At 69.9% G+C, this 23,947-nt stretch carries 24 protein-coding genes; 8 read left to right on the plus strand and 16 right to left on the minus strand.

Going from position 1 to position 23,947, the window contains the following annotated elements; all coding sequences use genetic code 11:
• Positions 1-34: 34 nt before the first annotated feature.
• Positions 35-520, minus strand: coding sequence for a winged helix-turn-helix transcriptional regulator (locus ACZ6O0_RS04045; protein ID WP_465763317.1), 486 nt, complete (start codon positions 518-520; stop codon positions 35-37).
• Between the two features lie 83 nt (positions 521-603).
• Complete coding sequence (locus ACZ6O0_RS04050; RefSeq protein WP_465763318.1) at positions 604-1,185, minus strand: SDR family oxidoreductase; 582 nt, start codon at positions 1,183-1,185, stop codon at positions 604-606.
• A 143-nt stretch (positions 1,186-1,328) separates the two neighbouring features.
• On the opposite strand from ACZ6O0_RS04050, the gene ACZ6O0_RS04055 reads away from it, so the two are divergent.
• Complete coding sequence (locus ACZ6O0_RS04055; protein WP_465763319.1) at positions 1,329-2,225, plus strand: ABC transporter ATP-binding protein; 897 nt, start codon at positions 1,329-1,331, stop codon at positions 2,223-2,225.
• The gene (locus ACZ6O0_RS04060) at positions 2,222-2,983 is read left to right on the plus strand and encodes an ABC transporter permease (RefSeq protein WP_465763320.1); all 762 of its coding nucleotides are present in this window, start codon (positions 2,222-2,224) and stop codon (positions 2,981-2,983) included. The genes ACZ6O0_RS04055 and ACZ6O0_RS04060 overlap by 4 nt, the downstream gene beginning before the upstream one ends.
• Here ACZ6O0_RS04060 and ACZ6O0_RS04065 read toward each other — a convergent pair.
• On the minus strand, positions 2,976-3,851 hold the full coding sequence (locus ACZ6O0_RS04065) for a hypothetical protein (RefSeq protein ID WP_465763321.1): 876 nt from the start codon (positions 3,849-3,851) through the stop codon (positions 2,976-2,978). The genes ACZ6O0_RS04060 and ACZ6O0_RS04065 overlap by 8 nt on opposite strands.
• Positions 3,848-4,120, minus strand: a complete 273-nt coding sequence (locus ACZ6O0_RS04070) for a hypothetical protein (protein WP_465763322.1) — start codon at positions 4,118-4,120, stop codon at positions 3,848-3,850. Before ACZ6O0_RS04070 ends, ACZ6O0_RS04065 begins: the two co-directional genes overlap by 4 nt.
• A gap of 269 nt (positions 4,121-4,389) precedes the next feature.
• On the opposite strand from ACZ6O0_RS04070, the gene ACZ6O0_RS04075 reads away from it, so the two are divergent.
• From ACZ6O0_RS04075 to ACZ6O0_RS04090, 4 genes are all read left to right on the plus strand, one after another.
• Positions 4,390-4,662, plus strand: coding sequence for a twin-arginine translocation signal domain-containing protein (locus ACZ6O0_RS04075; RefSeq protein ID WP_465763323.1), 273 nt, complete (start codon positions 4,390-4,392; stop codon positions 4,660-4,662).
• 13 nt (positions 4,663-4,675) lie between these two features.
• Positions 4,676-6,055 (plus strand): DUF4331 domain-containing protein, encoded by a 1,380-nt coding sequence (locus ACZ6O0_RS04080; RefSeq protein WP_465763324.1) that lies wholly within the window; start codon positions 4,676-4,678, stop codon positions 6,053-6,055.
• The gene (locus ACZ6O0_RS04085; RefSeq protein ID WP_465763325.1) at positions 6,052-6,474 is read left to right on the plus strand and encodes a hypothetical protein; all 423 of its coding nucleotides are present in this window, start codon (positions 6,052-6,054) and stop codon (positions 6,472-6,474) included. Before ACZ6O0_RS04080 ends, ACZ6O0_RS04085 begins: the two co-directional genes overlap by 4 nt.
• A 130-nt stretch (positions 6,475-6,604) precedes the next feature.
• On the plus strand, positions 6,605-7,942 hold the full coding sequence (locus ACZ6O0_RS04090) for a sigma-54-dependent transcriptional regulator (protein WP_465763326.1): 1,338 nt from the start codon (positions 6,605-6,607) through the stop codon (positions 7,940-7,942).
• Position 7,943: 1 nt separating this feature from the next.
• On the opposite strand, the gene ACZ6O0_RS04095 is transcribed toward ACZ6O0_RS04090, so the two are convergent.
• The 8 genes from ACZ6O0_RS04095 to ACZ6O0_RS04130 all read right to left on the minus strand — a co-directional run bounded on the left by ACZ6O0_RS04095 (position 7,944) and on the right by ACZ6O0_RS04130 (position 16,275).
• The gene (locus ACZ6O0_RS04095) at positions 7,944-8,564 is read right to left on the minus strand and encodes a hypothetical protein (RefSeq protein WP_465763327.1); all 621 of its coding nucleotides are present in this window, start codon (positions 8,562-8,564) and stop codon (positions 7,944-7,946) included.
• Between the two features lie 2 nt (positions 8,565-8,566).
• On the minus strand, positions 8,567-9,358 hold the full coding sequence (locus tag ACZ6O0_RS04100; RefSeq protein ID WP_465763328.1) for an amidohydrolase family protein: 792 nt from the start codon (positions 9,356-9,358) through the stop codon (positions 8,567-8,569).
• Complete coding sequence (locus tag ACZ6O0_RS04105) at positions 9,355-10,419, minus strand: aminotransferase class I/II-fold pyridoxal phosphate-dependent enzyme (RefSeq protein ID WP_465763329.1); 1,065 nt, start codon at positions 10,417-10,419, stop codon at positions 9,355-9,357. The genes ACZ6O0_RS04100 and ACZ6O0_RS04105 overlap by 4 nt, the downstream gene beginning before the upstream one ends.
• Positions 10,416-12,026 (minus strand): hypothetical protein, encoded by a 1,611-nt coding sequence (locus ACZ6O0_RS04110; protein ID WP_465763330.1) that lies wholly within the window; start codon positions 12,024-12,026, stop codon positions 10,416-10,418. Before ACZ6O0_RS04110 ends, ACZ6O0_RS04105 begins: the two co-directional genes overlap by 4 nt.
• A gap of 23 nt (positions 12,027-12,049) precedes the next feature.
• Positions 12,050-13,339 (minus strand): hypothetical protein, encoded by a 1,290-nt coding sequence (locus tag ACZ6O0_RS04115; protein WP_465763331.1) that lies wholly within the window; start codon positions 13,337-13,339, stop codon positions 12,050-12,052.
• Between the two features lie 27 nt (positions 13,340-13,366).
• Entirely contained in the window at positions 13,367-14,206 is an 840-nt protein-coding gene (locus tag ACZ6O0_RS04120) for a hypothetical protein (RefSeq protein ID WP_465763332.1), read from the minus strand.
• Positions 14,207-14,243: 37 nt separating this feature from the next.
• Positions 14,244-14,867 carry a hypothetical protein gene (locus tag ACZ6O0_RS04125; RefSeq protein WP_465763333.1) on the minus strand — a complete coding sequence of 208 codons (624 nt, stop codon included), beginning with the start codon at positions 14,865-14,867 and terminating at the stop codon, positions 14,244-14,246.
• A 130-nt stretch (positions 14,868-14,997) separates the two neighbouring features.
• The gene (locus ACZ6O0_RS04130; RefSeq protein ID WP_465763334.1) at positions 14,998-16,275 is read right to left on the minus strand and encodes an RNA polymerase factor sigma-54; all 1,278 of its coding nucleotides are present in this window, start codon (positions 16,273-16,275) and stop codon (positions 14,998-15,000) included.
• 89 nt (positions 16,276-16,364) lie between these two features.
• Here ACZ6O0_RS04130 and ACZ6O0_RS04135 point away from each other — a divergent pair, with 89 nt between their 5' ends.
• Together ACZ6O0_RS04135 and ACZ6O0_RS04140 are read left to right on the plus strand one after the other, a co-directional pair.
• Complete coding sequence (locus ACZ6O0_RS04135) at positions 16,365-17,558, plus strand: MFS transporter (RefSeq protein ID WP_465763335.1); 1,194 nt, start codon at positions 16,365-16,367, stop codon at positions 17,556-17,558.
• A 72-nt stretch (positions 17,559-17,630) separates the two neighbouring features.
• Positions 17,631-19,334, plus strand: coding sequence for a BTAD domain-containing putative transcriptional regulator (locus ACZ6O0_RS04140; RefSeq protein WP_465763336.1), 1,704 nt, complete (start codon positions 17,631-17,633; stop codon positions 19,332-19,334).
• A 68-nt stretch (positions 19,335-19,402) separates the two neighbouring features.
• On the opposite strand, the gene ACZ6O0_RS04145 is transcribed toward ACZ6O0_RS04140, so the two are convergent.
• From ACZ6O0_RS04145 to ACZ6O0_RS04160, 4 genes are all read right to left on the minus strand, one after another.
• Positions 19,403-19,879: a hypothetical protein gene (locus ACZ6O0_RS04145; RefSeq protein WP_465763337.1), complete on the minus strand. Its 477-nt coding sequence runs from the start codon at positions 19,877-19,879 to the stop codon at positions 19,403-19,405.
• Between the two features lie 131 nt (positions 19,880-20,010).
• Positions 20,011-20,208, minus strand: a complete 198-nt coding sequence (locus ACZ6O0_RS04150) for a hypothetical protein (RefSeq protein WP_465763338.1) — start codon at positions 20,206-20,208, stop codon at positions 20,011-20,013.
• A 298-nt stretch (positions 20,209-20,506) separates the two neighbouring features.
• A complete protein-coding gene (locus ACZ6O0_RS04155) occupies positions 20,507-22,186 on the minus strand; it encodes a SulP family inorganic anion transporter (protein ID WP_465763339.1) in 1,680 nt (559 codons plus the stop codon).
• Between the two features lie 21 nt (positions 22,187-22,207).
• The gene (locus ACZ6O0_RS04160) at positions 22,208-23,854 is read right to left on the minus strand and encodes a helix-turn-helix domain-containing protein (RefSeq protein ID WP_465763340.1); all 1,647 of its coding nucleotides are present in this window, start codon (positions 23,852-23,854) and stop codon (positions 22,208-22,210) included.
• Positions 23,855-23,947 lie beyond the last annotated feature (93 nt).

Below are 23,947 nucleotides of genomic sequence, written 5' to 3' on the forward strand. Positions count from 1 at the left end.
GAGAGTTGTCGCTACCTGCGCGCCCGTCCGAAGGTCAGCCGGCCCAGTCTCCGTTGGCGACGATCGCGAGATCCTCGAGCTCGAGGTCCCGGCCGGACCGGGTCCGTGGCCGGATGTCCACCGGCTCGCCGGTGCCGCGCTCCACCAGGCGCAGCGGGCCACCGTCCTCGGCCTGCAGGTATTTGTTGCCCCACTGCATCAGTGCGAACACCGCAGGGAGCAGGTCCCTCCCCTTGTCGGTCAGGACGTATTCGTAGCGAGTGCGCGTACCCGGCTCCCGGTACGGCGCTTTCGTGAACAGGCCGGCCTCGCTGAGCTCCTTCAGGCGGGCGGCCACGATGGCGTCGGTCGATTTCGTCCGCCGGACGAAGTCGTCGAACCTGGTCGTGCCGTACAGCGCCTCGCGCAGGACCAGCATCGACGACCGTGTGCCGATCAACTCCATCGTTTTCGCGATCGAGCAGTTGTCCAGCCGCCAGGTGCTCCGGTCGGCCAGCACCCCTTCGAAAGTGATCGACATTCTCGTCTCCATGACTCGCTACCCGGTCCCATGGAGAGCATAGAGGCTGACTACCAGCGAACGGAGCCAGCGATCGCGCGAGGTCAGTCGGTGATCACGACGACGCCGGTGGCACTTCCCAGCGCCTCGACGGTCAGGTCGGCGGCACGATCGAGGTGGACCCGGGGCTTCGCCGGCACCCGCTGCTCGTTGTACGTCCCAGGTCCGTAGAGCTGGCCGTAGCTCAGTACGACGCCACCCTCGGCCAGCACAGTTCGCTCGAGTTCTCGGACCGCCAGTGCGTCGGGTCCGTCCGGCAACTGCCAGGCCACACTCTGCGCCAGGATCTTCGGCGATCCACTCAGCCGAGCGGCGTCGATCAGGTTCTGATTCCCCTCGGTCCGGATGCGGGCGTTCAGCGCCGTGAACTCGCCGATCCGGTTCACGTCGTCCGGGAGATCGGTCAACTCGTTCAGAATCAGGTCCGGCTTGAACTCCCGGACCGCTTGGACCAGCGCGGCCCGGTCGAAGACATCACACACGATCGGCTCGGCACCGAGGCTACCGAGCAGTTCCGCCTTCTCCGCCGAGCGGGTCATTCCCCCGACCACATGCCCCGCCGCGATCAGTCGCGGAACCAGGCGCTGTCCGAGCACGCCGGACGCACCGGCCAGAAAGATCCTCATCACTGTTCTCCTATCCTGGACTTCCAATATCCTGAATAGACTGTAACCCCTGACTACCACAATGTCTAGTCAGCTGTCGGGCACTGGACGCAGTTCCGGCGCCGGGCGTTCAATGCCGTTGGCAAGGATCCCTGGGAGGGCAGTTGACGAGCGCGGTGATCACGGCCGACGGGCTGCGGAAGTCGTACGGGCGCCACGACGCGGTGCGCGGGATCGACCTGGAGGTTCGCGCCGGCGAGATCTTCGCCGTCCTCGGCCCGAACGGCGCGGGCAAGACGACCACAGTCGAGATGCTCGAGGGGTACCGGGACCCGACCGCCGGGACGGTCCAGGTGCTCGGCGCCGATCCCGCCCGCGCGGATCGGGCGTGGCGCTCGCGGATCGGCGTGATGTTGCAGACCTGGCAGGTCGAGCCGGCGCTGACGGTCCGCGAGTCACTGGCGCAGTTCGCGGGCTACTACCCGCGACCCCTTCCGGTCGAGGACGTGGTCCAGCTCGTCGGCCTGGAAGACCAGCGCGACACGCGTGCCGGCCGGCTCTCCGGCGGCCAGCAACGCCGGCTCGACCTCGGGATCGCGCTGATCGGCGATCCCGAACTCCTGTTCCTCGACGAGCCCACCACCGGCTTCGATCCGGCCGCGCGGCGCGGAGCCTGGCAGATCATCGGCTCGCTGCGCGACGCGGGCAAGACCGTGCTGCTGACCACGCATTACCTCGACGAGGCAGAAGCACTCGCCGACCGCGTCGCGATCCTCGTCGACGGCCGGATCCGGACCGAGGGCCCGCCGGACACCCTGGTCGCCGGCCACGCGACCCGGATCACCTTCACCCTCCCCGACGGTGCCGAACTGCCCGCATTGTCCGAGCCGGCGAAGGTGTCAGCCGGCCGGGTCGAGCTCCGCTCCCCCGATCCCCTGCCACTCGTCCACGCACTCACCACCTGGGCCGTGCAGAACGAACTCGACCTCGCCGACTTCGAAGTACGGCGACCGAGCCTGGAGGATGTCTACCTCGAGCTCACCACGGGAACGCCCTCGTGAGGCACCAGGTCCGCTACGACTGGAAGACGTTCTGGCGGAGTCCGAGCACGATCTTCTTCGCCATCGCCCTGCCGATCATGTTCCTGATCATCTTCGTCACCGTGTTCGGCAACCAGCGGATGGAGCTGGCCGACGGGCAACTGGTCAGCGGCGCGACGTACTACCTGCCGGGCATCGTCGCCCTCGGGATCATCCAGGTCACCTTCACCAACCTCACCGTCTCACTCACCGCATCCCGCGAACGCGGCCTGCTGAAACGGCTCCGCACCACGCCGCTCCCGATCCGGACGTTCATGGCCGGACGCATCGTTACGTCCGCGGTCGCCGCGGTCCTGCTCGTCGTCGTCCTCGTGGCGATCGGGCGGATTGTGTACGACGTCGCCGTACCGACGACCACCATCGCGGCCGGTCTCGTCACCCTCCTCGTCGGCACGTTCACGTTCTCGGCGCTGGCCTTCGCCGTCTCCACGGCCATCCCGTCGCAGGACGCCGCCGTACCGATCACGAACGCCATCACCCTCCCGCTGTACTTCATCTCGGGAATCTTCATCCCCCAGGAACTCATCCCGTCCGGCGTCCGCGAGGTCGCGGAGATCTTCCCGGTGCAGCGGCTCTACCACGCGTTCCTGACGGTCTTCGACCCGGCCACCACCGGTGCCGGCTTCGAACCCACCGACCTCGCCGTCATCGCCGCCTGGGGCCTGGCAGCCACCGTCGTCGGTACGACGACCTTCCGCTGGGCACCACGCACTACCTGAGTCGCTCCGCGGGCAGCAGGCGCTGGGCCAACTGGAGGAGGCGGGACCGTGGTGGCTGCCAGAAGCCGTGATCGTCGGCCGGCAACGCGTAGGTCAGCGATCCGCCGTCGATGAACTCGAGCAGCCCCGGGTCGGCGAGCTCGTGCGCCGACCACTCGTAGATCTGTTGCAGCCGCGGGACGATCACGCCGAAGTCCAGCAGCCGGCCGAAGCCGAGCTCGTTCCTGAGGTAGAACCTGACCTCTTCGCGGAGGGGGTACTCGTCCGGCAGGACTCGGGACAGCTGGAGGAAAATGCCGGCCATGCCGAGCCTCGGGTCGCCGAGCAGCGGCGCGAGTGGACGAAGCCAGCCCAGTGCGATCCGGGGTGCCGCGACCAGCGCGTGGGTGTAGAGCACCCGGCAGAGCACGACGTTCATGAAGAACCGCTCGGCGGCGGTCTCCGTCTCGGCCAGCGCGCGGTGCTCGAGATAACCGGCGACGATGCTGCCGTTGTGCGCTCGCCACCACGCCCTCGCGGTCGGGTACTGCGCGAACGACAACCAGAACTGGACCGTGCGCGACGAGGCCGAGCCGGACAGGTCCCCGCTCAGCGCCACCGCCTCGCAGCCGTCCCGCAGGACGCGCTCGTTCACTGCCCGCCACCACGGGCTCCCCGGACGGTCACTGAACGGTGGCTGCAACACACCGCGCCGTAACTCCCATTGCATCGCCGCCATCGCCGCGCGCCGATAGGGCAGATGCCGGGGCGCCTTGCCGAACGGTCCGTAGTAGCAGCGCTGCATCAGGGCGAGCCGTCCGGACGGATCGTCACGGACGGCTGCGACCTGCTGCTCGGCCCAAGCAGCGGCCGTCATGCCAGCGCTCACCGCAACAGGATCGCACTCAATCCGAGGCCGGCGATCACCACGCTGCAGGTGAGGAGCAGGCTGAGGCGCAGCGTGACCCGGAGCTTGCGAGGCGGCTGGTCGTCGCCGAGCGGGTCCTCGTCGTCACCGCGTGGCATCGGTCCCCACCCGAACGGCGCGAACGGCGGATCGCCCCCGGGCATCCCCGGCAGCGGATGGGTGTCGTAGTACGGCATCGATCCGTCGGGCAACGCCGGGCGCGGCTGCGCTGTCCTGTCCTGGTCAGACAATCCTCACTCCTCCCCCAGCGACACCTGCGGTCACTCCCCAGTACCCACGACAGGTGTCTGGCAACGAATGTACGGCGTCATCCCGGCACCGGCGAGGGCCGAATATCCAGTGGGTCGTTGCCGCTCACACCGTGCAGGCAGGCGGAGACGGTGCGTCGAAATTCCTTCAGAACTTGGGGGTTCGACCCATCCGTCCGTCGCGTCGTGCCGAACGCGAGATGGTCCGACCGCCGCGTTCGCCGGTGGTCAAGGCAAAGGGAGGAACAGTCATGAGTGACGCCACACGCCGCGGATTCCTGGTGTTCGCGGGGGCGGGCACGGCGGCCGCGGTCGGCGCGGTCGCAGCGCCGAAGATCTTCGGGGACCGGTCCGAGCAGACCGCACCGCAACTGGCGGCGGCCGATCTGGCCGGCGCCGAGTCGTTCGTCGTCCACGTCAAGAACGTGAAGAAGGGGCAGCTGGCCATCCTGGTCGGTCAGCGCGAAGTCCTCGTCACCGATCGCGAGCTCGCCGCGCGCCTGGCCGGCAAGACCACAGGCTGAGAAAGGAACTGTCATGTCGTCGCACCGCGAAGCGCCGGAGATCTCCAAGGACCCGGTCGCCGACAACACCGATGTCTACGCCTTCGTGTCCCCGGACAAGCCGGACACGGTCACGATCATCGCCAACTTCATTCCGTTCCAGAACCCGTACGGCGGCCCGAACTTCTACGAGTTCGGCGACGACGTGCTCTACCAGATCCACATCTCCAACAGCGGGACCGGCCAGGCCGACATCAGCTACCAGTTCCGGTTCCAGGCCAAGATCCGCAACCCGAAGACCTTCCTGTACAACACCGGGCCGATCACCTCGATCAACGACCCGAACTGGAACCGCCCGCAGTTCTACTCGGTCACCCGGGTCGAGGATGGCCGGTCGAGGATCCTCGCGCGTGATCTCGCCGCCCCGCCGGTCAACGTCGGAGTCCGCAGTACGCCGAACTACGCCAAGCTGGCGCGGCAGGCGATCTACACCTTCGGGCGCAACCGGAAGGTGTTCGCGGGTCAGCGCGCGGACGGCTTCTTCGCCGACCTCGGCAGCATCTTCGACCTCGCCACGCTGCGGCCGTTCCAGATGGCGCACCTGATCCCGTCCGCCGCCGCGATGGGCGTCAACGGCCTGCAGGGCTCCAACGTGCACACGATCGCGATCCAGGTCCCGATCGGCGACCTGACCCGCGACGGCAGCACCCCGACGGACGTGCTGGACCCGAAGTCCGTCATCGGTGTGTACGCCACCGCGAGCCGCCAGCAGTCCCGGATGCTCGACGACGCGGGTGGTGACCCGATCTGGCACGGCCCGTACAAGCAGATCTCGCGGCTGGGCAACCCGCTGTTCAACGAGGTCATCGTGCCGATGGCCCTGAAGGACCAGTGGAACCGGCTCTCGCCCAAGGACGACAAGGCGTTCGCCAAGTTCGTCACGACACCGGAGCTCGCCGGACTGCTGCCGGTGCTCTACCCGGGCGTGTTCCCGCGGCTGGCGGCGTACAAGAAGCCTCGTGCGGACCTGGCGGCGATCCTGCTGACCGGGATCCCGAAGGGGGTCGTGCCCGGCTTCCAGAACTTCACCGGTCCGGTCCAGGCCGACATGCTGCGGCTGAATGTCGCCGTGCCGCCGTCGAAGTCGCCGAACCCGCTCGGTCTCGTCGCCGGTGACGCGGCCGGCTTCCCGAACGGGCGCCGGGTCTTCGACGACGTCGTCACGGTCGAGCTGCGCGCGGTCGCCGGCATCACGATCCCGCTGGTGGATCCCGCGTTCAAGCCGGACGACGCGGCCGGGGCGATCAAGGACGGTACGTCGAACACCAACTCCGACTACCTCAAGTGGTTCCCGTACCTCGGTACGCCGGCCGGCGGCTACTCGTCCATGCCCGGTATGCCCGCGGTGTCATGACCAGGCCGCTCACCAACGCCGAGGAGAATCCGCACGCCGGTCAGGGCTCCTCGGTCCTGCTCGACATCGGCGACGGTGTCGGCGCGATCGTCGTCACCGCCCCGGCGGACCTGCACGACGCGGAGATCGTCCGCCGCCCCGCCGGAGAACCGGCCCACGACCACGACCATTGGCATGATCACGGGCACGGGCACGGGCACGGGCACGGGCACGGGCACGGGCACGGGCACGGTCATGGTCATGGGCACTTCCCTCATGTGGGAGTCGTTCGGCGATCGGCGCCTGACGGACACACCATCCACTCGGCAGTCTTCTTCGACGTACCAGAAGGCCGCTACGACCTCGCCGTCCTACCGGACGGTCCGGTCCGGCTCACCGTCGACGTCGCCGGCGGCCGGGTCACCGAAGTGTCTTGGTAGCTCCGGGCTGAACTCTGGCACAAGGCAAACCGGCCACCTACCCTCGATACAGGGGGTGGGTGGCCGGCTGCAGCCGGCACACGAGGGTGAGGGCCCATGCCCTAGCGGGGTTGTTCTCCCGGGGGATCCGATGACGTGGGTGCTCGACCTCGGCCCAGGTGCACGCACCAAGGCCATCGCGCGCGCGATCAGCGCGGCGCACCCCGACCTGCGCCCGGTGACGGCGCCCCAGCCGGGTGAGCTGACCGGCGTCGTCGTCTGCTCGGCGTTCTCCCGCGATCTCGAACAGACGCTGGCGATGGCGGCGTCGTCCAACGCGCATGTGATCGTCGTGTCGGAGCCCGGGCACAGCCTCGAGCCCTGGTCGCTGCTGGCCTGTGGTGCGACCGACCTGATGATCTGGCACGACGATCCCCGACCGATCCAGGCCCGCCTCGAGCGACTCATCGAGGTGGAGAACGTGGTCGAGTCACCCCCGGTCGCCGACGTCATCCGGGGCACCAGCCCGGCGTTGCGGCAGGCTCTGCGCGACCTGGTCACGGCCGCCAAGTTCGGCGGTGGACCGATCCTGATCACCGGCGAGACCGGGACCGGGAAGGAACTGGCTGCGAAGGTGGCGCACACGGTGAGCGCGGCCGGGCGGTCCGGGCATCTCGTCGTGGTGGACTGCACGACGATCGTGCCCAGCCTGTCGGGCTCCGAGCTCTTCGGCCACGAACGGGGCGCGTTCACCGGTGCGGTGAGCGTCCGTACGGGCGCCTGCGCGGCGGCGAACGGCGGCACGCTGATGCTCGACGAAGTGGGCGAACTCCCCCTCGAGCTGCAGCCGGAGCTGCTGCGCGTGGTCCAGGAGGGGATGTACAAGCGGGTCGGCGCCGACACCTGGCAGCACACGAGCTTCCGGCTGATCTGCGCCACCAACCGGGTCCTGGAGGACGACGTCACTGCCGGCCGGTTCCGGGCCGACTTCTACTACCGCATCGCGGCGTACTCGGTGCAGCTGCCGCCGCTGCGGGATCGTCCCGGGGATCTGATCCCGCTGTTCCGCAGCTTCCTGTCCGAGGCCCAGGGACACGCCGAGCCGGCCGAGGTGACACCCGAGGTGGAGGTGGCGCTGCGGCGACGCGAGTACCCCGGCAATCTCCGGGACCTGCGCCAGCTCGCCCACCGGGTGGCGTCGCGCCACGTCGGCCCGGGACCGGTCACGCCGGGAGATCTCCCACCCTCGGACCGGCCACTGTCCACGGACGGTACGGCGGACAGCCGGGCGCCGACCCTGATGGACGCGATCCGGCAGCAACTGCGGCAGGGCATGACGCTGAAGGAACTCCGCGACCATGTCGCCGATCTGGCCGTGTCCGCGGCGCTCGAGGAGTCCGGAGGCAGCATCCGCGCGGCGGCGGCACGGCTCGGTGTCACCGACCGGGCGTTGCAGCTGCGTCGGGCGAAACGACGTACGGAGCGGTGAGCTAAGCCGCCATCGCCTCCAACTCCGAGGCGATCTCGGCGTACAGCGGGTCCCGCAGCTCCTGCGCCAGCTCCCGGTAGAAGTCGGCGAGCTCGTCGTACCTCATGTCGGCGCCGGCCCCTGGACCTCCCAGCGGCGTCCACTTCTTCTGCGGGGTCTGCAGCTTGATCGCCTTCGAGACGTGCGCCTGCACCACGGGCTCGACGGCCCAGCCGAAGGCGGGCGCGTGGTCCACCCGCGGATGGTCGATCTTGGCGGGCAGCGGCGCCAGGCCGAGGTCGTGCCACACGCCTGGCCGGCTGTACTGCGCCAGGGTGGGCCGCGGGGTCGCGTTCACCACCGCCGCGTAGACGTGGAGCCAGCTCGCCCTCCCTTTCGGGAGCCGGCGGCCCGCGGAGTCGGCACCGGCGTACGTCGCCAGGACCCCGGTCTTCAGGCCTTTGGCGGTGAGACGGTCGGCGAGCTGTTTCAGACCGGCCTTGATCCCGCTGGCCGTGTGTGGCTTGATCTCGACCAGCCCAGGGTCTCTGAGCACCAGTGCGGACGCGGCGAGGCCTGGCCGGCCGGCACCGGGTCCGAGTGCGAACCAGGTCCGGGCTTCCGCTTCTTCCAGTGTCGTCATCGTCAGTTCCTCCGGTTCCGGGGTGCCGCTGGGTGGGGCGATGGCCGGGCCGAGCGGCGGGCGGTCCGGGTCAGGCGCAGAAAGTTGCCGCCGAGCACCAGGGCGGCGTCCTCGGTGGACAGGTGTAACGCGTGGATCTTGCTGATCTCCACCACGGGATGCAGGAACGGGCCGTCGGACCCGAACAGCACCTTGTCGGGGCCGGCCCGCCGGACCGCATCGGCCAGGACGTCGAAGTACCGCACGCCGGCGGTGTCGGTGAAGAGGTTCGGCAGCCGGACCAGTTGGTCGACGAAGGCGATCTGCGCCTTCCAGTCGTCGGAGAACGAGGACAGATGCGGGATGATCCACGCGACCTCCGGGTACGCCGTCACCGCCATCTCCACCGTGGCCGTGTCGCCCGCGGGGTCGTACAGGATCGGCAGCCTCCGGCGCCGGGCCACCTCCGCGATCTCCCGGGTGATCCGGCCGTCCCGCCAGTGAACCTTGATCCCGCACGCACCCCAGGCACGGGCCTCGTCCACCATCGTCGCGATCCGGCCTCGATCCTTGACCGGATTGACGAAGGCGAAGCCGAAGTAGCGTCGCGGCTCGGCGGTCACCATCGCGCCGACCGCCCGGTTGGCCGTGCGGTAGTCGGAGGTGAGCGGAGCCAGCAGCACCGTCATGTCGATCTCAGCCTCCTTGGCACGCTCGCGGTAGCGGTCGAGCGACGCGTCGGTGTCCCACGGGCCGGTGAACCCGTCGCCCAGGCCGGCGTGGCAGTGCGAGTCGATGATCAGCGGGCGTCTCATGCCGCACCTCGCCGTACCTCTCGCAGCGCCAGGGCGAGCCGGTCGAGATCGGCAGGCGAGTGATCGGCGCGCACCAGGACGGTGAGCATGACTCCTCGTCGGCATCGTGACTGCTGGAGTAATGCGCGGATGCCGGCCGACTGGAGTCGCGACCACCACCTCTGGGCGTCCGGCCCCGGCAGCCTGACGCTCACGACCGGAAACGGCAGGCCGTTGCCGGTCAGGCCGATGTCCTGCAGTCGGCTGCGCAGGCGCAGTACCTGCCTTTGGAGTCGAGTACGGCGCGCACGGTTGTCGGCCGGATCGCGCAACGCAGTACTCGCGGCCGCCAGGTCCGCGGCCGAGGGCGGGCTGCTGTGCACCCGGTTGCCACCCTCCTCCGCCAGTCGCTCGATCGTCGAGGCATCCCCGGTCGTCACGGCCAACGGTGCCCCGAAGGCCTTGGCCAGCGAGGCGACCCAGACGATCCCGGCGTGATCCAGTCCGCACCATCCCGGCGTACCACTGCCGTCGCCGAAGACCTCGCCGCGCCTTTTGTTGCCCAGGACACCGAATGCCAGCGAGTCGTCGACGATGAGCGCTCCGCCCGTCTCGCGGGCCAGCCGCTGCAGCTCCGGCAGCGGCGCCGGCCGGTTGCAGCCGGGGCACCACCCGTCGGTCAGGACGAACAGGCGTCGCCCGGGCCCGGGGACGATCGCCTCCGGGCGGTGGTGCGGGAACTTACGCACCACAGCGCCGTTGGCCGCGGCCCGCAACGCCGCCCACTCCGCCAGCGAGTAGGCCGCCGAGTCGATCGCGACGACATCGCCGCGTTGCGGGATCATCCCCATCACGTCCATCAGCGCATGCAGAGCGGAACGTCCGACCACGCCGGCCTGCGCACCTTGCGCTGCCGCGACGGTGGCAGCGATCCGGTGCGCAGCGGCCGCCTCGTGCAGCACCGCGGGTACGCCGGTCGTGAGCGAAGCCCACTGCGACAGCGACGAGCTGCCGTGGCGCAGGCCGAGGAACAGTGACGACGTGAAGTCGAGCCTCGGGACCAGTGCGACATGACCGCTCACGCTCGGCGGATCTGCCGGCCGCCGCGGCGCGCCAGCAGGACCGAGGGCATCGTGGCGTCGACCGCGGTCGCCAGATCGACTCCGGTGACGGTCCGGTAGGCGTGCAGGTAGCGCTGGACCTCGTTCCGCCAGGTCAGTGCCCAGTTCGCGGCGTCCTCGCGGGTCCGGCTCGACTCGTTCCAGCGCCCGTGCCGGATCGAGAGCAGCAACTGCTCGCCGTGCACGGCCAACTCGAAGAAGTGCGTGATGCTGGCCTCGGGCCAGCCCTGGATGCTCTTCATCGTGTCGACCCGGTCCATCCAGTCCTCCTCGTACGGGACCATGGTCGGCCCGCCGAGGAACTCCCGCATCTCCGGCTGGGCGAGGATCCACTGCATCGTCAGCATCTCCGCGCGCGCCACCAGCGGAAGGTCGGCGAACTGGTTGTGCGCCCCGTGCGCCAGCACCAGGTGGACCTCACGCAGGCTGCTCAGCAACGGGAACGCGTCCGCGTCGACGGTCTTGTCGTCGCGTTCCTTGTAGAACTCGTGCGCGGCATGCAGCAGCGCATGGAAGCCCTCGAGGAACTGCGTCCGCCGATCAACCATCGTGTACGGCGGCGGCACGGCCCGGCCCATCAATGGCAGCCCGTACTGCACCATGTACTCCGCCGCCCGCCGGCGCACCGTGAGCCGGCTCTGCTCGTCCTCGGCGAACCCCCACAACAGGTTGCGCAGCGGCAGCAGCGGATTGAGGTCGAACCGGGCGAGAGCGTCGTACTGCGGCCCGATCCGGCGGTTCTGGAACCGCGCGAGGATGTGGTTCATCGTCTGCACGAGACCGCCTTCCTCATGCCAGTAGTTCCAGATCAACTCCACGAACGGAACATTCGGCAGCGGGAACAGCGCGGCGGGCCCGCCTCCGGCCCTGGTGGCCACGCCCGTGTCGGTCCGCACCGGGACGTCGGCGGCGAACCGCAGGAACGGCTGGGCCAGGTCGTCGCGCTCGCTGCTCACGTAGGACCGCTCGAGTCCGCCGGCCACGGTTCCCGGCGAGAGCTCGTGCTTGAGCAGCTTCCGCTTCTCGACCGCGCGCAGCGGGTCGGCCGCCGCCTCGACGAACGTCTCGGCGGCCCGGAAGAGCCGGCGGTACGCGTCGGTGCCGAACCACTCGGGTCCGGACAGGCCGGTGAGCTTGGGCTCCACGAACTCGTGGAACTCCTCGAACCGCAACTGCCCGGTGAGTTCCCGGATGAAGCTCCAGAGCACCTCGTCGTCGCTCTGCGGCGGATCGCCCGCCACCAGCGCGACGGTCTGGGTCGGCACCTCCGCGACGGCCGCGGCCAGCACCGGGATGAGCACTTCCGGATCGCCGGTGAAGGGGCCGGCGTTCTTCCCCCTCGAGATCGTCAGCGTCTTGGCGCCTTCGGAGGTGAAGAGCATCTCGGGTTCGAAGTCCAGCCCACGACGCATGCGATGCGCGATGCCGGTGCCGAACGGGTTGACCTCGTCAGCCGCCACAGTGAGTCGGAAGGTGTAGTCGCCCGGGTCGTCGGTGTCTTCCAGCAACAGCTGCAGGACGGCCCGCTGGCCGGCCCGGATGGGGTCCGGTGTCCACGAAACTTGCACGGTCGTGTCCTTTCAATCGTTCTTCATGACGCCCGGCTCGCGGACGGCAGGTGGTGGGTGGTTCGGGGGCGTTGGACGACGTCGAGGCTGCTGCGGACGGCCCAGGCCTGGAGCAGGGTCGACAGCAGGCCGCTCTCCGCCTCCGGGCTGATCAGATCGGCCGCCTTGGCCTGGCCGATGACGGCGAACACCAGCGACGGGGGCCGTCGCGCCATCACCGCGACGTCGCCGGCCCATTCCCGATGCAGCCGGATCAGCCGCGCCGGCTGGCGTTCCCGCACCGGCCAGATGTCGCCGAGCCGCCGGCCGCGCAGGGCCGGTGAGCGATGCGCGAGCAGCAGCCGGACGAAGTCCGGGATCGCCGCCTCGAGCCGCTCCAGCTCGGTACGCCGGTTCTCCGGCAGGTCATCGGTCGGGTAGAGCTGCTTCCAGGTGTGCCGCATCGCGGCCCATTGAGGGTGGGGATAGACGGCCTCACCGATGGTCGCGCTGATCAGGACACGCAGGTACGGAACCGGATGCGGGTCACTGCCGGACGGCCGGAAGACGAAGAACGCCGGCAGGCTCACAACGGCGAGCAGACCGACAGTGGACGTGATCCCGAGCTTCCCGACCGACCAGCAGTCGGCGACGATCTCACTGATCCACTTGTCCCACGTCGCCCAGCACCCCTGCGGATCCCGGCTCGCCGCCCGGGCGAGGTCGACACGCAACGACTCCACCAGCCCGAGCTGCGCAGCCCCTTGATGCCCGACCTCGTGCACCAGTGAGCTCGCGAGACCGCTGCCCACCATCCGTTCCCGGGGCACCCGGATGATCGCGACCGGGTTCGACTCACCGCCGGGCAAGCGCGTGCGCGCCCTCCGAATCGCTGCGCCGGGCCCGCGGGCGAGGTAGCACACGGCCGGCACCTGCTCGTAGCCGTCGAGATCGACCCGCAGTGCGTCCCGCGCCAGTACGTCGAGACCGGACAGCCACACCCCCGTCCCGTGCTCGCTGCGCTGGGTGATCACCTCGGTGAACAGGTCGAACTGGGACAGCACGTCGTTGAATCCCAAGCGGATCAGCACGAAGCGCCGCTGCTGCTCGGCCGCGCCGGCGTGCCGCCCCTGGCCGTGCAGCCAGTCGAGGTAACCATGGACCTTGTCCCGAAGGCGGCCGCGGCTCGCGTGCAGGAAGCGCTCGATGATCAGCTGCGCTTCGTACGGGAGGGCCGCGGCGAGCACCATCGTCTCGTGCAGCGCGAAAGGCCTCACCTGGTCGAGACGCGTCAGCAGCCCGCGAGCCTCATGCTCGAGCAGGCGGGTCGCCAAGCCTCCAGGATCGACCATCGGAACCTCTCACGCACCGAGGACGACGATGCGGCCACCCCGGCGCACCCAGCGCCCGGACATGGCCCGCGACCCGCTGCCGCCGGGCGGACGGCCTGCCGCCTCGCCCTCGCCCTCACCCGACTCGTAGTCGTCGCCGCCCTGCCACCAGCCATCGGGCTCGCCGCCGTAACCGCCGCCGGCGTAGTCGTCGCCACCGCCGGACCACGGCGCGGGCTCGGCGTACTGCCACGCCGGCCGGTAGCCGCCGCCGTACGAACGCCGGCGCGAGCGCCACGGTGACATGCGCTGATCGGACCCGAGCAGGCTGGGCGCGTAGCGACGGGCGGAGCTGATGCCGGCCGCACGAACCGCGACCCGGACCGGCACGTTGCGCGGGGCGCGCGCGGCGTTCGCGTACGCGCCGCGGGCGAACCGGACATAGCGGCTCGCGGCCTCCCACTCGGCCTCGACCTCACCCATGGACTCGGCTTCCTGCGCCTCGAGCAGCCCACCTGCCATCGATCCCAGCTTGGCACCGATCGCGGTCCCGGCCCCGGGAAGCACCATCGAGCCGAGGGCGCCGCCGACCATCGGCAACGCGGTCTTGGCGACGTTCTTCAGGACGCCGCCCAGCGCCTTGCCGATCGGCGACTTGACGAACTTCGACGCCCCCTTGATCACACTGCTGGCCAGCTTGCCGAGGAACCGGTCCAGCTCGGCCTCGGTGGTGACCTCCAGCAGTTCCTGGACGAGCTCGGCTTCCAGCGCTTCCGCTTCGCCCTCGTACCCCTCGCCCGACTCCCACTCGCTCTCGGCCTCACCAGGGAACTCGTAGCTCTCCCCCGGGATCTCAAATGCCTCGTACATGCCGGTGTCCCTTCTTTCTTCGCTGTGTCACACGTCGTCACGCGTCGAGGAGGATGATGCGGTTGCCGCGACGGATCCAGCGGCCCTCACTGCGACCGCCGCCGGCCGCGCCCTGGGCGCCGACCAGTCCGGGCAGATGCCGCTGGGCGGCGGCGATGGCGGCCCGCTGGGCCGCCACCGCGGGCGGCACCGTGGGCGGCGCCTGCGCCGCGCCGCGCGCGGTCTCATCCGCGAAGCGGACGAACGCGCGCGCGATCTCGTACTCACGGTCCTCGGCCGACAGCCCCTCGGTCTGCAGCCCCAGCTCGAGCCGGCTGCCCACCCACTGCCCGGCCCGCTGGCCGATCGCGCCACCCCGGCCGGGGGCTACGACGTCACCGACGGCGCGCCCCAGCTGCGGCAGGGCCTGCTTGGCCACCGACTTGAGGATTCCGCCGACCGCCCGGCCGGCGTCGGAGCCGGCGAAGCCGCGGGCCGCGGAGATCGCGGTGCTGACCAACTTGCCGAGGAACCGGTCGAGCTCGGCCTCGGTCGTCACTTCCAGCAGCTCCGAGGCCAGCGCCAGTTCGTACTCCGACGTCTCGCCGAACTCCTGGTACTCGTGGTGCTCACCCTCGCCGAAGGCTTCGGACTCGAACAGCGCCCGGTCGATGTCGTGCATGGATATCTCCCTCTCCGCGTGGTCTCACCCACCTACCGCACAATTCGTGCCAACTCGTGGAAGCGGCCGGACGGCGTCAGGACCCGAAGCACCCTTCGCACGACGGGACGGAGAGGACCTCCGACCGAAGTCAGGTTCGGCGGCGGAGCCCACCCGCGGCGATACCCAGTTCGGCGCGGTACTTCGCCACCGTCCGGCGGGCGACGACGTGCCCGCTCTCGGCGAGCGCCCGGCACAACCGGGCATCGCTGACCCGGCCGGCCGCGGCCAACTCCGCGATCCGCGCCTTGATCGCCACCGCACCACCGAGCAACTCGGCGAGCGCGACGACCTGCCCGTCCGGCCCCCGCAGCGACTTGCCGGCGACGCAGCGGCTGACCGTCGAGGGATGCAGCCCGAGCTCGACGGCTACCTGGGTCCGGGTGAGCGGAACATGACCGGCCGGCCCGCGCTCGAAGTACTCGCCCTGCCGATCGACGATGTACGTCGCCACCCGGCGCAGCACGCTCCCCCGCGTGTCGAGCTGGCGGAGCAACTCTCGAGCAGCACGCTCGTGTCCGCCGAGCCACGCCACAGCCTCCGTGTCGCCCCGAACCACGGGCGCCAACTCAGCCACGCGCAGCCCGAACCAATCGCTGTCGGGAACCTCGACCTCGAACCCGAACCGGCTGCGATAGACGAACACGTCCGGGATCCCGGACGCCGTCCGCCGTTCCGCCACCTCGACAGCGACGACGGGCCGCAACCGTGCCCGGACCAGCCGGAACGCTTCCTCAACCTGGGACTGCGAAAGCCGGAGCGCCCGGGCGACACTCGCGGTGTCTCCGGCGGCAACGGCCTCAAGATGATCCCGGACCAGGTCGACGAACCAGGGCCCGGCCTCGCCCGCCGTCACGAGTTCGTTGGCCTGGGCAACCAGCAAGCCGGTCACGGACGTCTCCCCGACACCGGCCGGCCCCGCCGCCTTGATCGCTCGTACCGCCTCGTCGACCGCCCGCGGCGCGATCCCGTGTGCCGCCGCGATCTCGTCCGGCTCGGAATCGAGCAGCCCCCGCCGCGTGAGATGCGCCATTACCACCGGCAGCACGTCACGGCAGTCGGACCGGATCTCGCAGGCGGCCGCCGACTCCAAGGTGTCGAAGGGGCTGATGGCCGGGTCGCGGCCGGCGTAGCGGAGTACGCCGGAACACCGCGGGCAACTGTTCGACGTACGGTGCCGGCCGCAGCCCGGGCACGGAGAACCGGACGCTCGCTCGAGCATCGGGTTGTCGTTGAGGGCGCGCTCGATCGCGCCGGACAGAGCGTCGTACCCGAGCGGTAGGAGCCGCAGCGAAAGCAGCAGGCCAGGAACGGTCCGAAGCTCACCCCGAGCCCCCAACTCCAGCCGCACCGCCGGCCCCTGCCCCACCTGTCAACGGTAGTCCTGAGACAGCGCCGGGTGACGGCGTCCGGCCGGATAGGGTTAGGTAATCGTCTTGCATATCTAGGTGGGGGCTGATGCTGGACCGGTCCGAGTCCGCGCTGCGCGTTGTCGTCCGGTCGCGTTTCTACCGTTCGGCGTTCCTGTCCCTCCTCATCGCCGGCATCGGGCTCTCGGCGGCGACTCCGCAGCTCACCCTGTTCCTCGTTCGCGACCTGGGCACTCCCCTGCCCGTGGCTGGTCTGTACTACGTCACCAACCTGGCTGCCCCGGTCGCCGGCTACCTCGTCGGCCGCTGGTCGGACCGCACTCAGGACCGGCTCCTCTGGTTCCGGGTGTGCTCGGTGATCGGAGCCGCCGGCTGGCTCGCGATGGCCGCCGCCAACACGGTCTGGCTCCCGTTCGTCATCAGCACGGTGGCACTGAGCGTGGCCGGTGGCTCGATGGCTCAACTCTTCGCGGCCTGCCGGGACGAGCTGAGCCGGCACCCGACGAAGGCCGAGAACCGGATCATCGCGACCGTCCGGATGGCCTTCACCACCGGCTGGATCCTCGGGCCGGTGCTGGGCAGCTGGTTCGGCGGAGTCTTCGGTCTGCGAGCACTGCTGATCGCCACCGCCAGCTGCGTGTTCGCAGCGATCATCCCGCTCGGCCGCCAACGAGTGGAGCGCTACGAGGTGGAGCTTCCGCCACGGCCGATGGCCCGGCGACGGCACGACCACATGATGCCGTTGCTGATCTTCACCGGCGTCAGCGTACTCGCGATGACCGGCGACACGATCAAGTTCGGCTACCTGCCCATCTACATGGCCGAACAGCTCCACATCTCCGACTCCGTCCGCGGCGCGGTGATCGGAATCCAGCCCCTGCTCGAACTCCTGCTGCTTCCCCTGGTCGCCCACCTCGCGGACCGCTTCGGACCACTGCGCGTCATGACCGCGGGAGCCGCCCTGGGCCTGGCCGGGAACCTCGCCTACGCGACCAGCACCTCCGTCGCCGGGCTGTTCCTCGGTCAGGCCCTGACCGCCGGCCTCTGGGCCTGCGTCGGTGCCCTCGGAGTCTCCATCGCGCAACACCTCTACCCCGAAGGCGTCGCCACCGCGAGCGGCATCTACCTGAGCACCATCCCCGTCGGCTCGGCCATCGGCGGCGCGATCGGCGGCATCGGCGTAGCCCTGATCGGCCTCCCCCACGTCTTCTACATCCCGGCGTTCCTGACCACCCTCGCCACCGCGGCCTTCGTCGTGCTGTCCGCACGGCTCGAGGTTTAAGCATTTGATTGGGTATCACGGGCGGCACGCTCTGCGTCTGTACAAGTACAGGTGAGCGCGGAGGGGGAAGGTATGTACTTGCCGCCGGTTCTCCGCCCCTTGCCCGCGGACGGGCCGATCACCCCGGCTGTCCAGCGCGTCGCGGAGGCGCCGTTCTCGGTCGTTCGCGGCGTACCGGGCTCCTACGCGGCCGAGCGACTGGCCGGTGTCATCGACAGTTGGCAGCGGTGGAACGACTGCGTCTGGTTGCGCGCCCACGACCTCCGTCCGCCGGACCTGCCGCATGCCCTCGCCGCGGCTTGCAAGCACCGCTGGTCACCCGCAACGTCGGTAGCCCAGGCCACGCGACCCGGCCTCGGTGCGGAGCTTGAAGCAGCACCCGAGGGTGCCGTCATCGTGCTCGAGCTCGGGACCCGGGTCACCTCACACGTCACCCGGCTGGTGAAGTCGATCCGGCCGGTCATCACGGCTCGCGGACTCAGGCTGGTGGTGGTCGCCGAGAGCCGCTGGCAACCGCCGATCGTCCGCGGACCGGACTGCGTCGTACCGGCGTCCGACCTGGCCGACAGTGCTGCTCTCGAGTTGGCACCAGGGATGCTGCAGTACGCCGGGCGCCACCCGGCCGTCCTCGACGACCTACTCGCCGCCGCACGGCTGTGGTCCCAGGACGCCGTGGACGAAGCCCTCAGCTCTTCGTACGGTCTCCCTTCGCTGCTCAGCCAACTCACCACCGCACTGGTCGGCCGGCTGTCGCCCGATCAACGCAGCGCCCTGCAGGTCGCCCTGACCGTCGGCTATTGGCACCCGCAGATGGCAGCGCACCCGGTCGCGACCGAACAGCTTCGCCCTTGGTTGGTGCCGATGGAGCAGCAGTGGCACTGGCTGCGCCCGATCTGGGTCGCGCCGCTTCGCCGAGAGCTCACCAGCGCGAGACCTCGCAGGTTCGGCAAAACCCCCGTATTACAACAGCTTCCGGCCGCGCGGACACCGACGCGCCAAGGCATCCTGCAAGCCCGACTGCTCGGTTCCCTCGAGGTGCGGGTCGACGGCTCGCCGGTCACGTCATGGAACGGCCAGCGGGGTATGAGCGTGCTCCGCTACCTGCTCGCCCGCCGGCACCACGCGTGCGGGCGGGACGAACTGCTCGAGGAGTTCTGGCCCGACGTCCCGGCCGCCGCCGCGCGGAACCGGCTGCAGGTGGCGATCAGCGGCCTGCGCCGGGCGTTCCTCGACGTCGCCGCGCTCAACGTCGTCGAGTACGCCGACGGCGGGTACCGGATCAACCCGGAACTGCTCGTCGAGGTCGACGTCGAGACCTTCGAACGCGACCTGCGCGCCGCCGCCGCGGCCGAACGGGCGGGCAGTCAGGACGAGGCCAGAACGGCGTACCAGCAGGCGATCGCGCTCTACCGCGGTGACTTCGCCGCCGACGCGCCCTTCGAGCAATGGACGCTGCTGCCGCGCGAGAGCCTGCGGATCAAGCTGGTCGACGCCCTCGACCGGCTCAGCCACATCGCGCTGACGGACGGCCGGACCGACGACTGCATCGCGACCGCGCACCGGATGCTCGACATCGATCCGTGCCGGGAGGACGCCCACCGGCTGTTGATGCGCTGCTACGCCGCCCAGGGGCGGACCTACCAGGCGCTGCGTCAGTACGACTTCTGCACCCGGATCCTGCAGGCGAGGATCGACGCCGGCCCGGCCCCCGACACCGTCAGGTTGTACGACGCCATCCGGAACAGCTCGGCCGTCGAGCGCCAGAACGCCAACTGATCGGGGGTGGAGATGGGCACCGCACTCGCGCGGTGCCCATCTCCGGTGTGCGAAGGGATCGCCGCCGGTCAGACCGGGTTCTCGACCTGGATGATCGGGCCTTCGTTGAACCCGGTCATGTCGAAGCCCGGGCTGCCCAGGTTGCTGTCGAGAAACACCGAGACGACCAGCTTGTAGATGCCGCTGATCTGGCTGCCCGGGTTGCCCTCGTCCAGGGCGTTCGGCGGAACCGTCAGCTCGACGGCGTAGTCCGAGACGGCCGGGTCGGCCGCCACGGTGTTGTCGCTGGCCAGCAGGAGCTCCGGACCGCCGCCGAGGGACTCGGCGAACACCTGGACGTTCCACTTGCCGCCGAGGGCCTTCAGCCAGAGCGGCCGGAGCAGGCCGGTGATCTTCCAGGCCACCTTGATGCTGAACGAGTCGTTGCGGTTCAGCACGTGGTTGCCCACCTCGAACGGCGGGAACGTGCCGGCCGGGTCGATCACGACGACGGTGGTGACGTCGCCCTCGATCAGACCGGGAATGTTGGGATCGAACTGCTGCATGACTACTCCCCCTAGTTCGGGCGGCCCAGGATGGATCCGCCTCGTCCCGAGGGTGCCGCAGGGGGCTGAACCGGCGGCCACGGCGCCGCTGAGCGCCGGCGCTCAGCCTTCGCTAAGCGCGGAGGCGCAGGTCAGCCGTCGATTCCGGTGGAGATCTCCAGGCCGTTCGTGCCGCCGGAGTGCAGGGCGAAGAAGTCACCCCGGTCCAGCACCGTCAGTCCTCCCGAGCGCTTCAGCACCAGCCGGCGACCACATCCGTCGGCCGGACAGACGAACAGGAGCTCGGCTCCGTTGTCGGCCTCGAGAACCATCCGGTGGTGGGGATTCATGCCCGTACCTCCTCGGCCCAGTGATCGCTGCGGGACACCGCTCCCTACCGGACATGGTTCCCCACCGAACACCGTGCGGTGTCCGTTAAGCGGTCTACTCGGGGAATTTCGGTATACACGGTCCGAAATGCGTATCTAGTGTGGAAGTGTTCGCCTGGCGGTTGTAACCCCCACAACCGGACAGCCTGACCGAAATGCGCTGGGCCGCGCGACCCTCACCCCAAGAGGCGTGCCACTGCCCCGCCCGGTCCCCCCGCTGCCCGGCACCGCCAGGCGGCCTGCTGTGCGGTCCCGCCCGTCAGGGGGACGACTGGTGGAAGGCTTCCACCGCGGTGGGCAGGGTGTAGAAGGTCCGGTCGGGGCCCAGGCGGTCGAGGAAGCCGGAGGCCTCGAGGTCGTCGCGGAGGTCTTGTTTGACGCGGGCCAGGGCGAGGGTGATGTCGCGGTCGGCGAGTTCCTCGCGCAGCGAGTCGAGCGCGTCGATGGCGGTGATGTCGATCTCGACGTTCGCCTCGGTGTTGAGGAGCAGCCAGCGAACCGGCGCCTCGGCGGTGTCGACCGCGGCCAGGGCGCGGCGGCGGAAGTCTTCGGCGTTCGCGAAGAACAGCGGCGAGTCGTAGCGGTAGACCACCAGCCCGGGGACCGGCTCGGCGTCGGGGTAGTCGTCGACGTCGTGCATGCCGGCGATCCCGGGCACGTACCCGAGGATGCCGTCGTGCGGGCGCGCGACCCGGCGGAGTACGTCGAGCACCGACAACCCGACCGCCACGAGTACGCCGTACAGGACGTCGAGCGCGATCACGCCGACGGTCGTTGCCACAGCCAACAAAAACTCGCTGCGCCGGAACGACGCGATCCGGCGGAACTCACCGAGCTCGATCAACCGGAGTGCGGCGAACACCACCAGCGCCCCGAGCGCCGGGATCGGGAACGTCGACAACAGCGGCCCGGCGAAGAGCAACGTCGTGACGATCACGGCGGCCGCGACCAGCGAGTACACCTGACTCTTCGCGCCGGCTACTTGGGCGACCGCCGTACGGCTGCCACTGCTGCTGATCGGGAACCCGCGAACCAACCCCGCGCTGAGGTTCGCCAGCCCGAGCACCAGCAACTCCCGATCGGCATCGACGCGCTCATCACCCCTGGCCGCGAACGCCCGGCCCGTCAGCACAGTGTCGGTGTAGCCGACCAGCGCGACCCCCAACGCGGGCAGCGCGAGCAATGCGAGATCTTCAACGGTCACCGCCGGCAACTTCGGCACCGGAAGGCCACTCGGCACCGCACCGACCAGCTTCACTCCCTTGTCCGCCAGCCCGGCAGCCCAGGCGACGAAAGCGGCCAAGGCGACGACGATCAGCGGCCCGGGCAACCTGGGTGCCCACCGCGCCAAGCCCAGCAACAGCGCCAAAGAGGACACCGACAACAGCACCGGCGCCAACTGCCACTCTCCGACCAGCTGGATCGCCGACCACACCTCCGCCGGCGGCGAATCTCCGGTCACCGGCGCGCCGGTCAAGCGGCCGAGCTGACCCGTCATCATGATCACCGCGATCCCGGCCATGTAGCCGACGAGCACGGGCTTCGACAGCAGATCCGCCAGGAACCCCAGCCGGGCAAGCCATCCGAGCACACAGATCACGCCGACCATCAGAGCCAGTACGGCGGCCAGCAGCGCGTAGCGGCCCGGATCACCCGCAGCCAGCGGAGCGATCGCCGTCGCCGTCAGCAGCGCCGTCGTCGACTCCGGACCGAGCGACAGCAACCGCGACGTGCCGAGGAAGAAGTACAGCACCAGCGGACCCAACGCGACCCAGAGCCCGGTCACCGCCGGCAGCCCGGCCAGCTGGGCGTACGCCATCACCTGCGGGACGAAGTACGCCGCCACCGTCACGCCCGCGACCACATCCGAACGAAGCCAGCTCGCCCGGTAGGTCCGAAGGGTCGCAACCCCGGGAGACGACAATCTCCAGCCCGCCATCGCGCACCCCCCTCGCCACGATCATTGTGCCCGTGACCCCGGCGCCAGGACACGAAGCTGGAGCTGGATGCCGAAGCGGACGTCGGGATCGTCGAGGTCGAGCGCTCCGACATCGACGGCCCGCCGGAGACGATAGCGGAAGGTGTTGGGGTGTACGTGCAACGTCTCCGCCGCGGCGGTGACATCGCCGAAGAAGTCCAGCCAGGCCTGCAACGTCTCGAGCAGGTTGCTCTGGTGCAGACCGTCGTACCGGATCAGCCGGGCCAGCGCGTCGCTCGGCCGGTCGCCCCGGGCGGTGGCGAGGTCACGCATCTCCAGGATCAGGGCCTCCACCTGGACGTCGGCCAGCCGCGCGATCCGGGAACCGCTACGGCGCTCGCGCAGCACGCGCAACGCCCGATCGGCACAGTCCCGGCTGTGGACGATGTCGGCCAGATCCCGCGCGACCGGACCGATGCCGACGATCGGGCACATCCGGTCGCCGACCCGATGGAGGAAGTCGGTCGCGATCCGGACGACGCGCTGCTCGCCGTCGTCGGTCGCGGTCGGCACCGGGACCAGACCGTAGACGACCGCGCCGACCTGCGCGGCGGCCGCCCGGGACTGGACCGCCCCGAGGTGGATCGCGAGCGCGTCGCCGAGTCGCTCCAGCTCCTGCGCGACCACCGCCCCGTCCGTGGCGGAGTCCCGAACGGCAACCGCGAGTACGACGAGGGGCTGACCGGCGAGACCCAGCCGTTCGAGCGCGTCGTGCGCACCGATGCCGCCTTCGAGGACGGAGCTGAGCAGATCGGTCCGCAACCGGCGCCGGACGTCCGCGCCCGCACGGACTCGCATCAGGTGAAGGGCAACGAGCTTCGCCGCCTCCAGCATCGCCTCGGCCCGCTTGTCACTCAGCGGACCGTGCACAGCGGCCCAGATCGAGCCGAGAAACTGGTCGCCGGCCCGGACCGCGACCGCGACCCGTGGCATCGTCAGACCGTCCGGATCGTTGGGCAGCGGGTAGATGTAGACCGGCTGGTCGCTGCGGTGCAGCTCGCGGAACACGCCACGCTCGGACAGGATGCGCGAGAACCGCTCCGGCACCTGCCGGCCGAGGATGGTCTCGACCCGCGACGAATCGGCCTCGTCCTGCCGGCCGGAGAACGCGAGTACGCGCGAACTGCGGTCCTCGATCGTGATCGGTGCGTCGAGCAACGCGGCCACGGCGTTCGCGACCGCGAACAGGTCACCGGACGGCATGCCGCCGAGGGACTCGTCCTCGAGCTGACCGACGTCGTCCTCGGCGAGCAGCGACCGCAGCATCGCGGCGAGGTGCGCCCACGGCACTCCACGGCTGAGGCCGATCAGGGCGACCTGCGCGGTGTCCGCGGCGGTCCGCACCGCGGGCGTCAACGGTACGGGCGCCCGCAGTACGAGCGCCGCCGCGTCCGCCCGACCCAGCTGCTCGAGGATCTCGACGACCTCGGCCGGCTCGTCCAGACCGACCCCCAGCACCAGCGCATGCGGAGGCAGGGACGGCGCGTCGACGCGGTCGTGGATCACGACTCCGCTGACGTCGACCGTGTGCCCGGGATCGCCGTGAACCAGGTCGAGCAACGTCGCCCCGAGATCGTCGAGGATCCGGGCCAGACTGGCGCGCGGACGCGAGGCATGGTTCGAGCTCATCGCGGGGAGCACCTCCCGACGGTAGGGGCGGTCCCGCTCAGGCTACTTTGTCCGGGCGGACAAGATCGAGGGTCATGATTCGTCCGTGCGGAC

It is taken from the genome of Kribbella sp. NPDC048837, from assembly GCF_055586945.1.

Excerpts from the sequence above, each read along its gene's own strand:
- ACZ6O0_RS04150 (WP_465763338.1), bottom strand. The coding sequence starts at position 20,208 with ATGAATCCCCACCACCGGATGGTTCTCGAGGCCGACAACGGAGCCGAG.
- ACZ6O0_RS04120 (WP_465763332.1), bottom strand. The coding sequence starts at position 14,206 with ATGTACGAGGCATTTGAGATCCCGGGGGAGAGCTACGAGTTCCCTGGT.
- ACZ6O0_RS04045 (WP_465763317.1), bottom strand. The coding sequence starts at position 520 with ATGTCGATCACTTTCGAAGGGGTGCTGGCCGACCGGAGCACCTGGCGG.
- ACZ6O0_RS04140 (WP_465763336.1), top strand. The coding sequence starts at position 17,631 with ATGTACTTGCCGCCGGTTCTCCGCCCCTTGCCCGCGGACGGGCCGATC.
- ACZ6O0_RS04085 (WP_465763325.1), top strand. The coding sequence starts at position 6,052 with ATGACCAGGCCGCTCACCAACGCCGAGGAGAATCCGCACGCCGGTCAG.
- ACZ6O0_RS04125 (WP_465763333.1), bottom strand. The coding sequence starts at position 14,867 with ATGCACGACATCGACCGGGCGCTGTTCGAGTCCGAAGCCTTCGGCGAG.
- ACZ6O0_RS04090 (WP_465763326.1), top strand. The coding sequence starts at position 6,605 with ATGACGTGGGTGCTCGACCTCGGCCCAGGTGCACGCACCAAGGCCATC.
- ACZ6O0_RS04160 (WP_465763340.1), bottom strand. The coding sequence starts at position 23,854 with ATGAGCTCGAACCATGCCTCGCGTCCGCGCGCCAGTCTGGCCCGGATC.
- ACZ6O0_RS04075 (WP_465763323.1), top strand. The coding sequence starts at position 4,390 with ATGAGTGACGCCACACGCCGCGGATTCCTGGTGTTCGCGGGGGCGGGC.
- ACZ6O0_RS04095 (WP_465763327.1), bottom strand. The coding sequence starts at position 8,564 with ATGACGACACTGGAAGAAGCGGAAGCCCGGACCTGGTTCGCACTCGGA.
- ACZ6O0_RS04050 (WP_465763318.1), bottom strand. The coding sequence starts at position 1,185 with ATGAGGATCTTTCTGGCCGGTGCGTCCGGCGTGCTCGGACAGCGCCTG.
- ACZ6O0_RS04135 (WP_465763335.1), top strand. The coding sequence starts at position 16,365 with ATGCTGGACCGGTCCGAGTCCGCGCTGCGCGTTGTCGTCCGGTCGCGT.
- ACZ6O0_RS04145 (WP_465763337.1), bottom strand. The coding sequence starts at position 19,879 with ATGCAGCAGTTCGATCCCAACATTCCCGGTCTGATCGAGGGCGACGTC.
- ACZ6O0_RS04080 (WP_465763324.1), top strand. The coding sequence starts at position 4,676 with ATGTCGTCGCACCGCGAAGCGCCGGAGATCTCCAAGGACCCGGTCGCC.
- ACZ6O0_RS04100 (WP_465763328.1), bottom strand. The coding sequence starts at position 9,358 with ATGAGACGCCCGCTGATCATCGACTCGCACTGCCACGCCGGCCTGGGC.
- ACZ6O0_RS04155 (WP_465763339.1), bottom strand. The coding sequence starts at position 22,186 with ATGGCGGGCTGGAGATTGTCGTCTCCCGGGGTTGCGACCCTTCGGACC.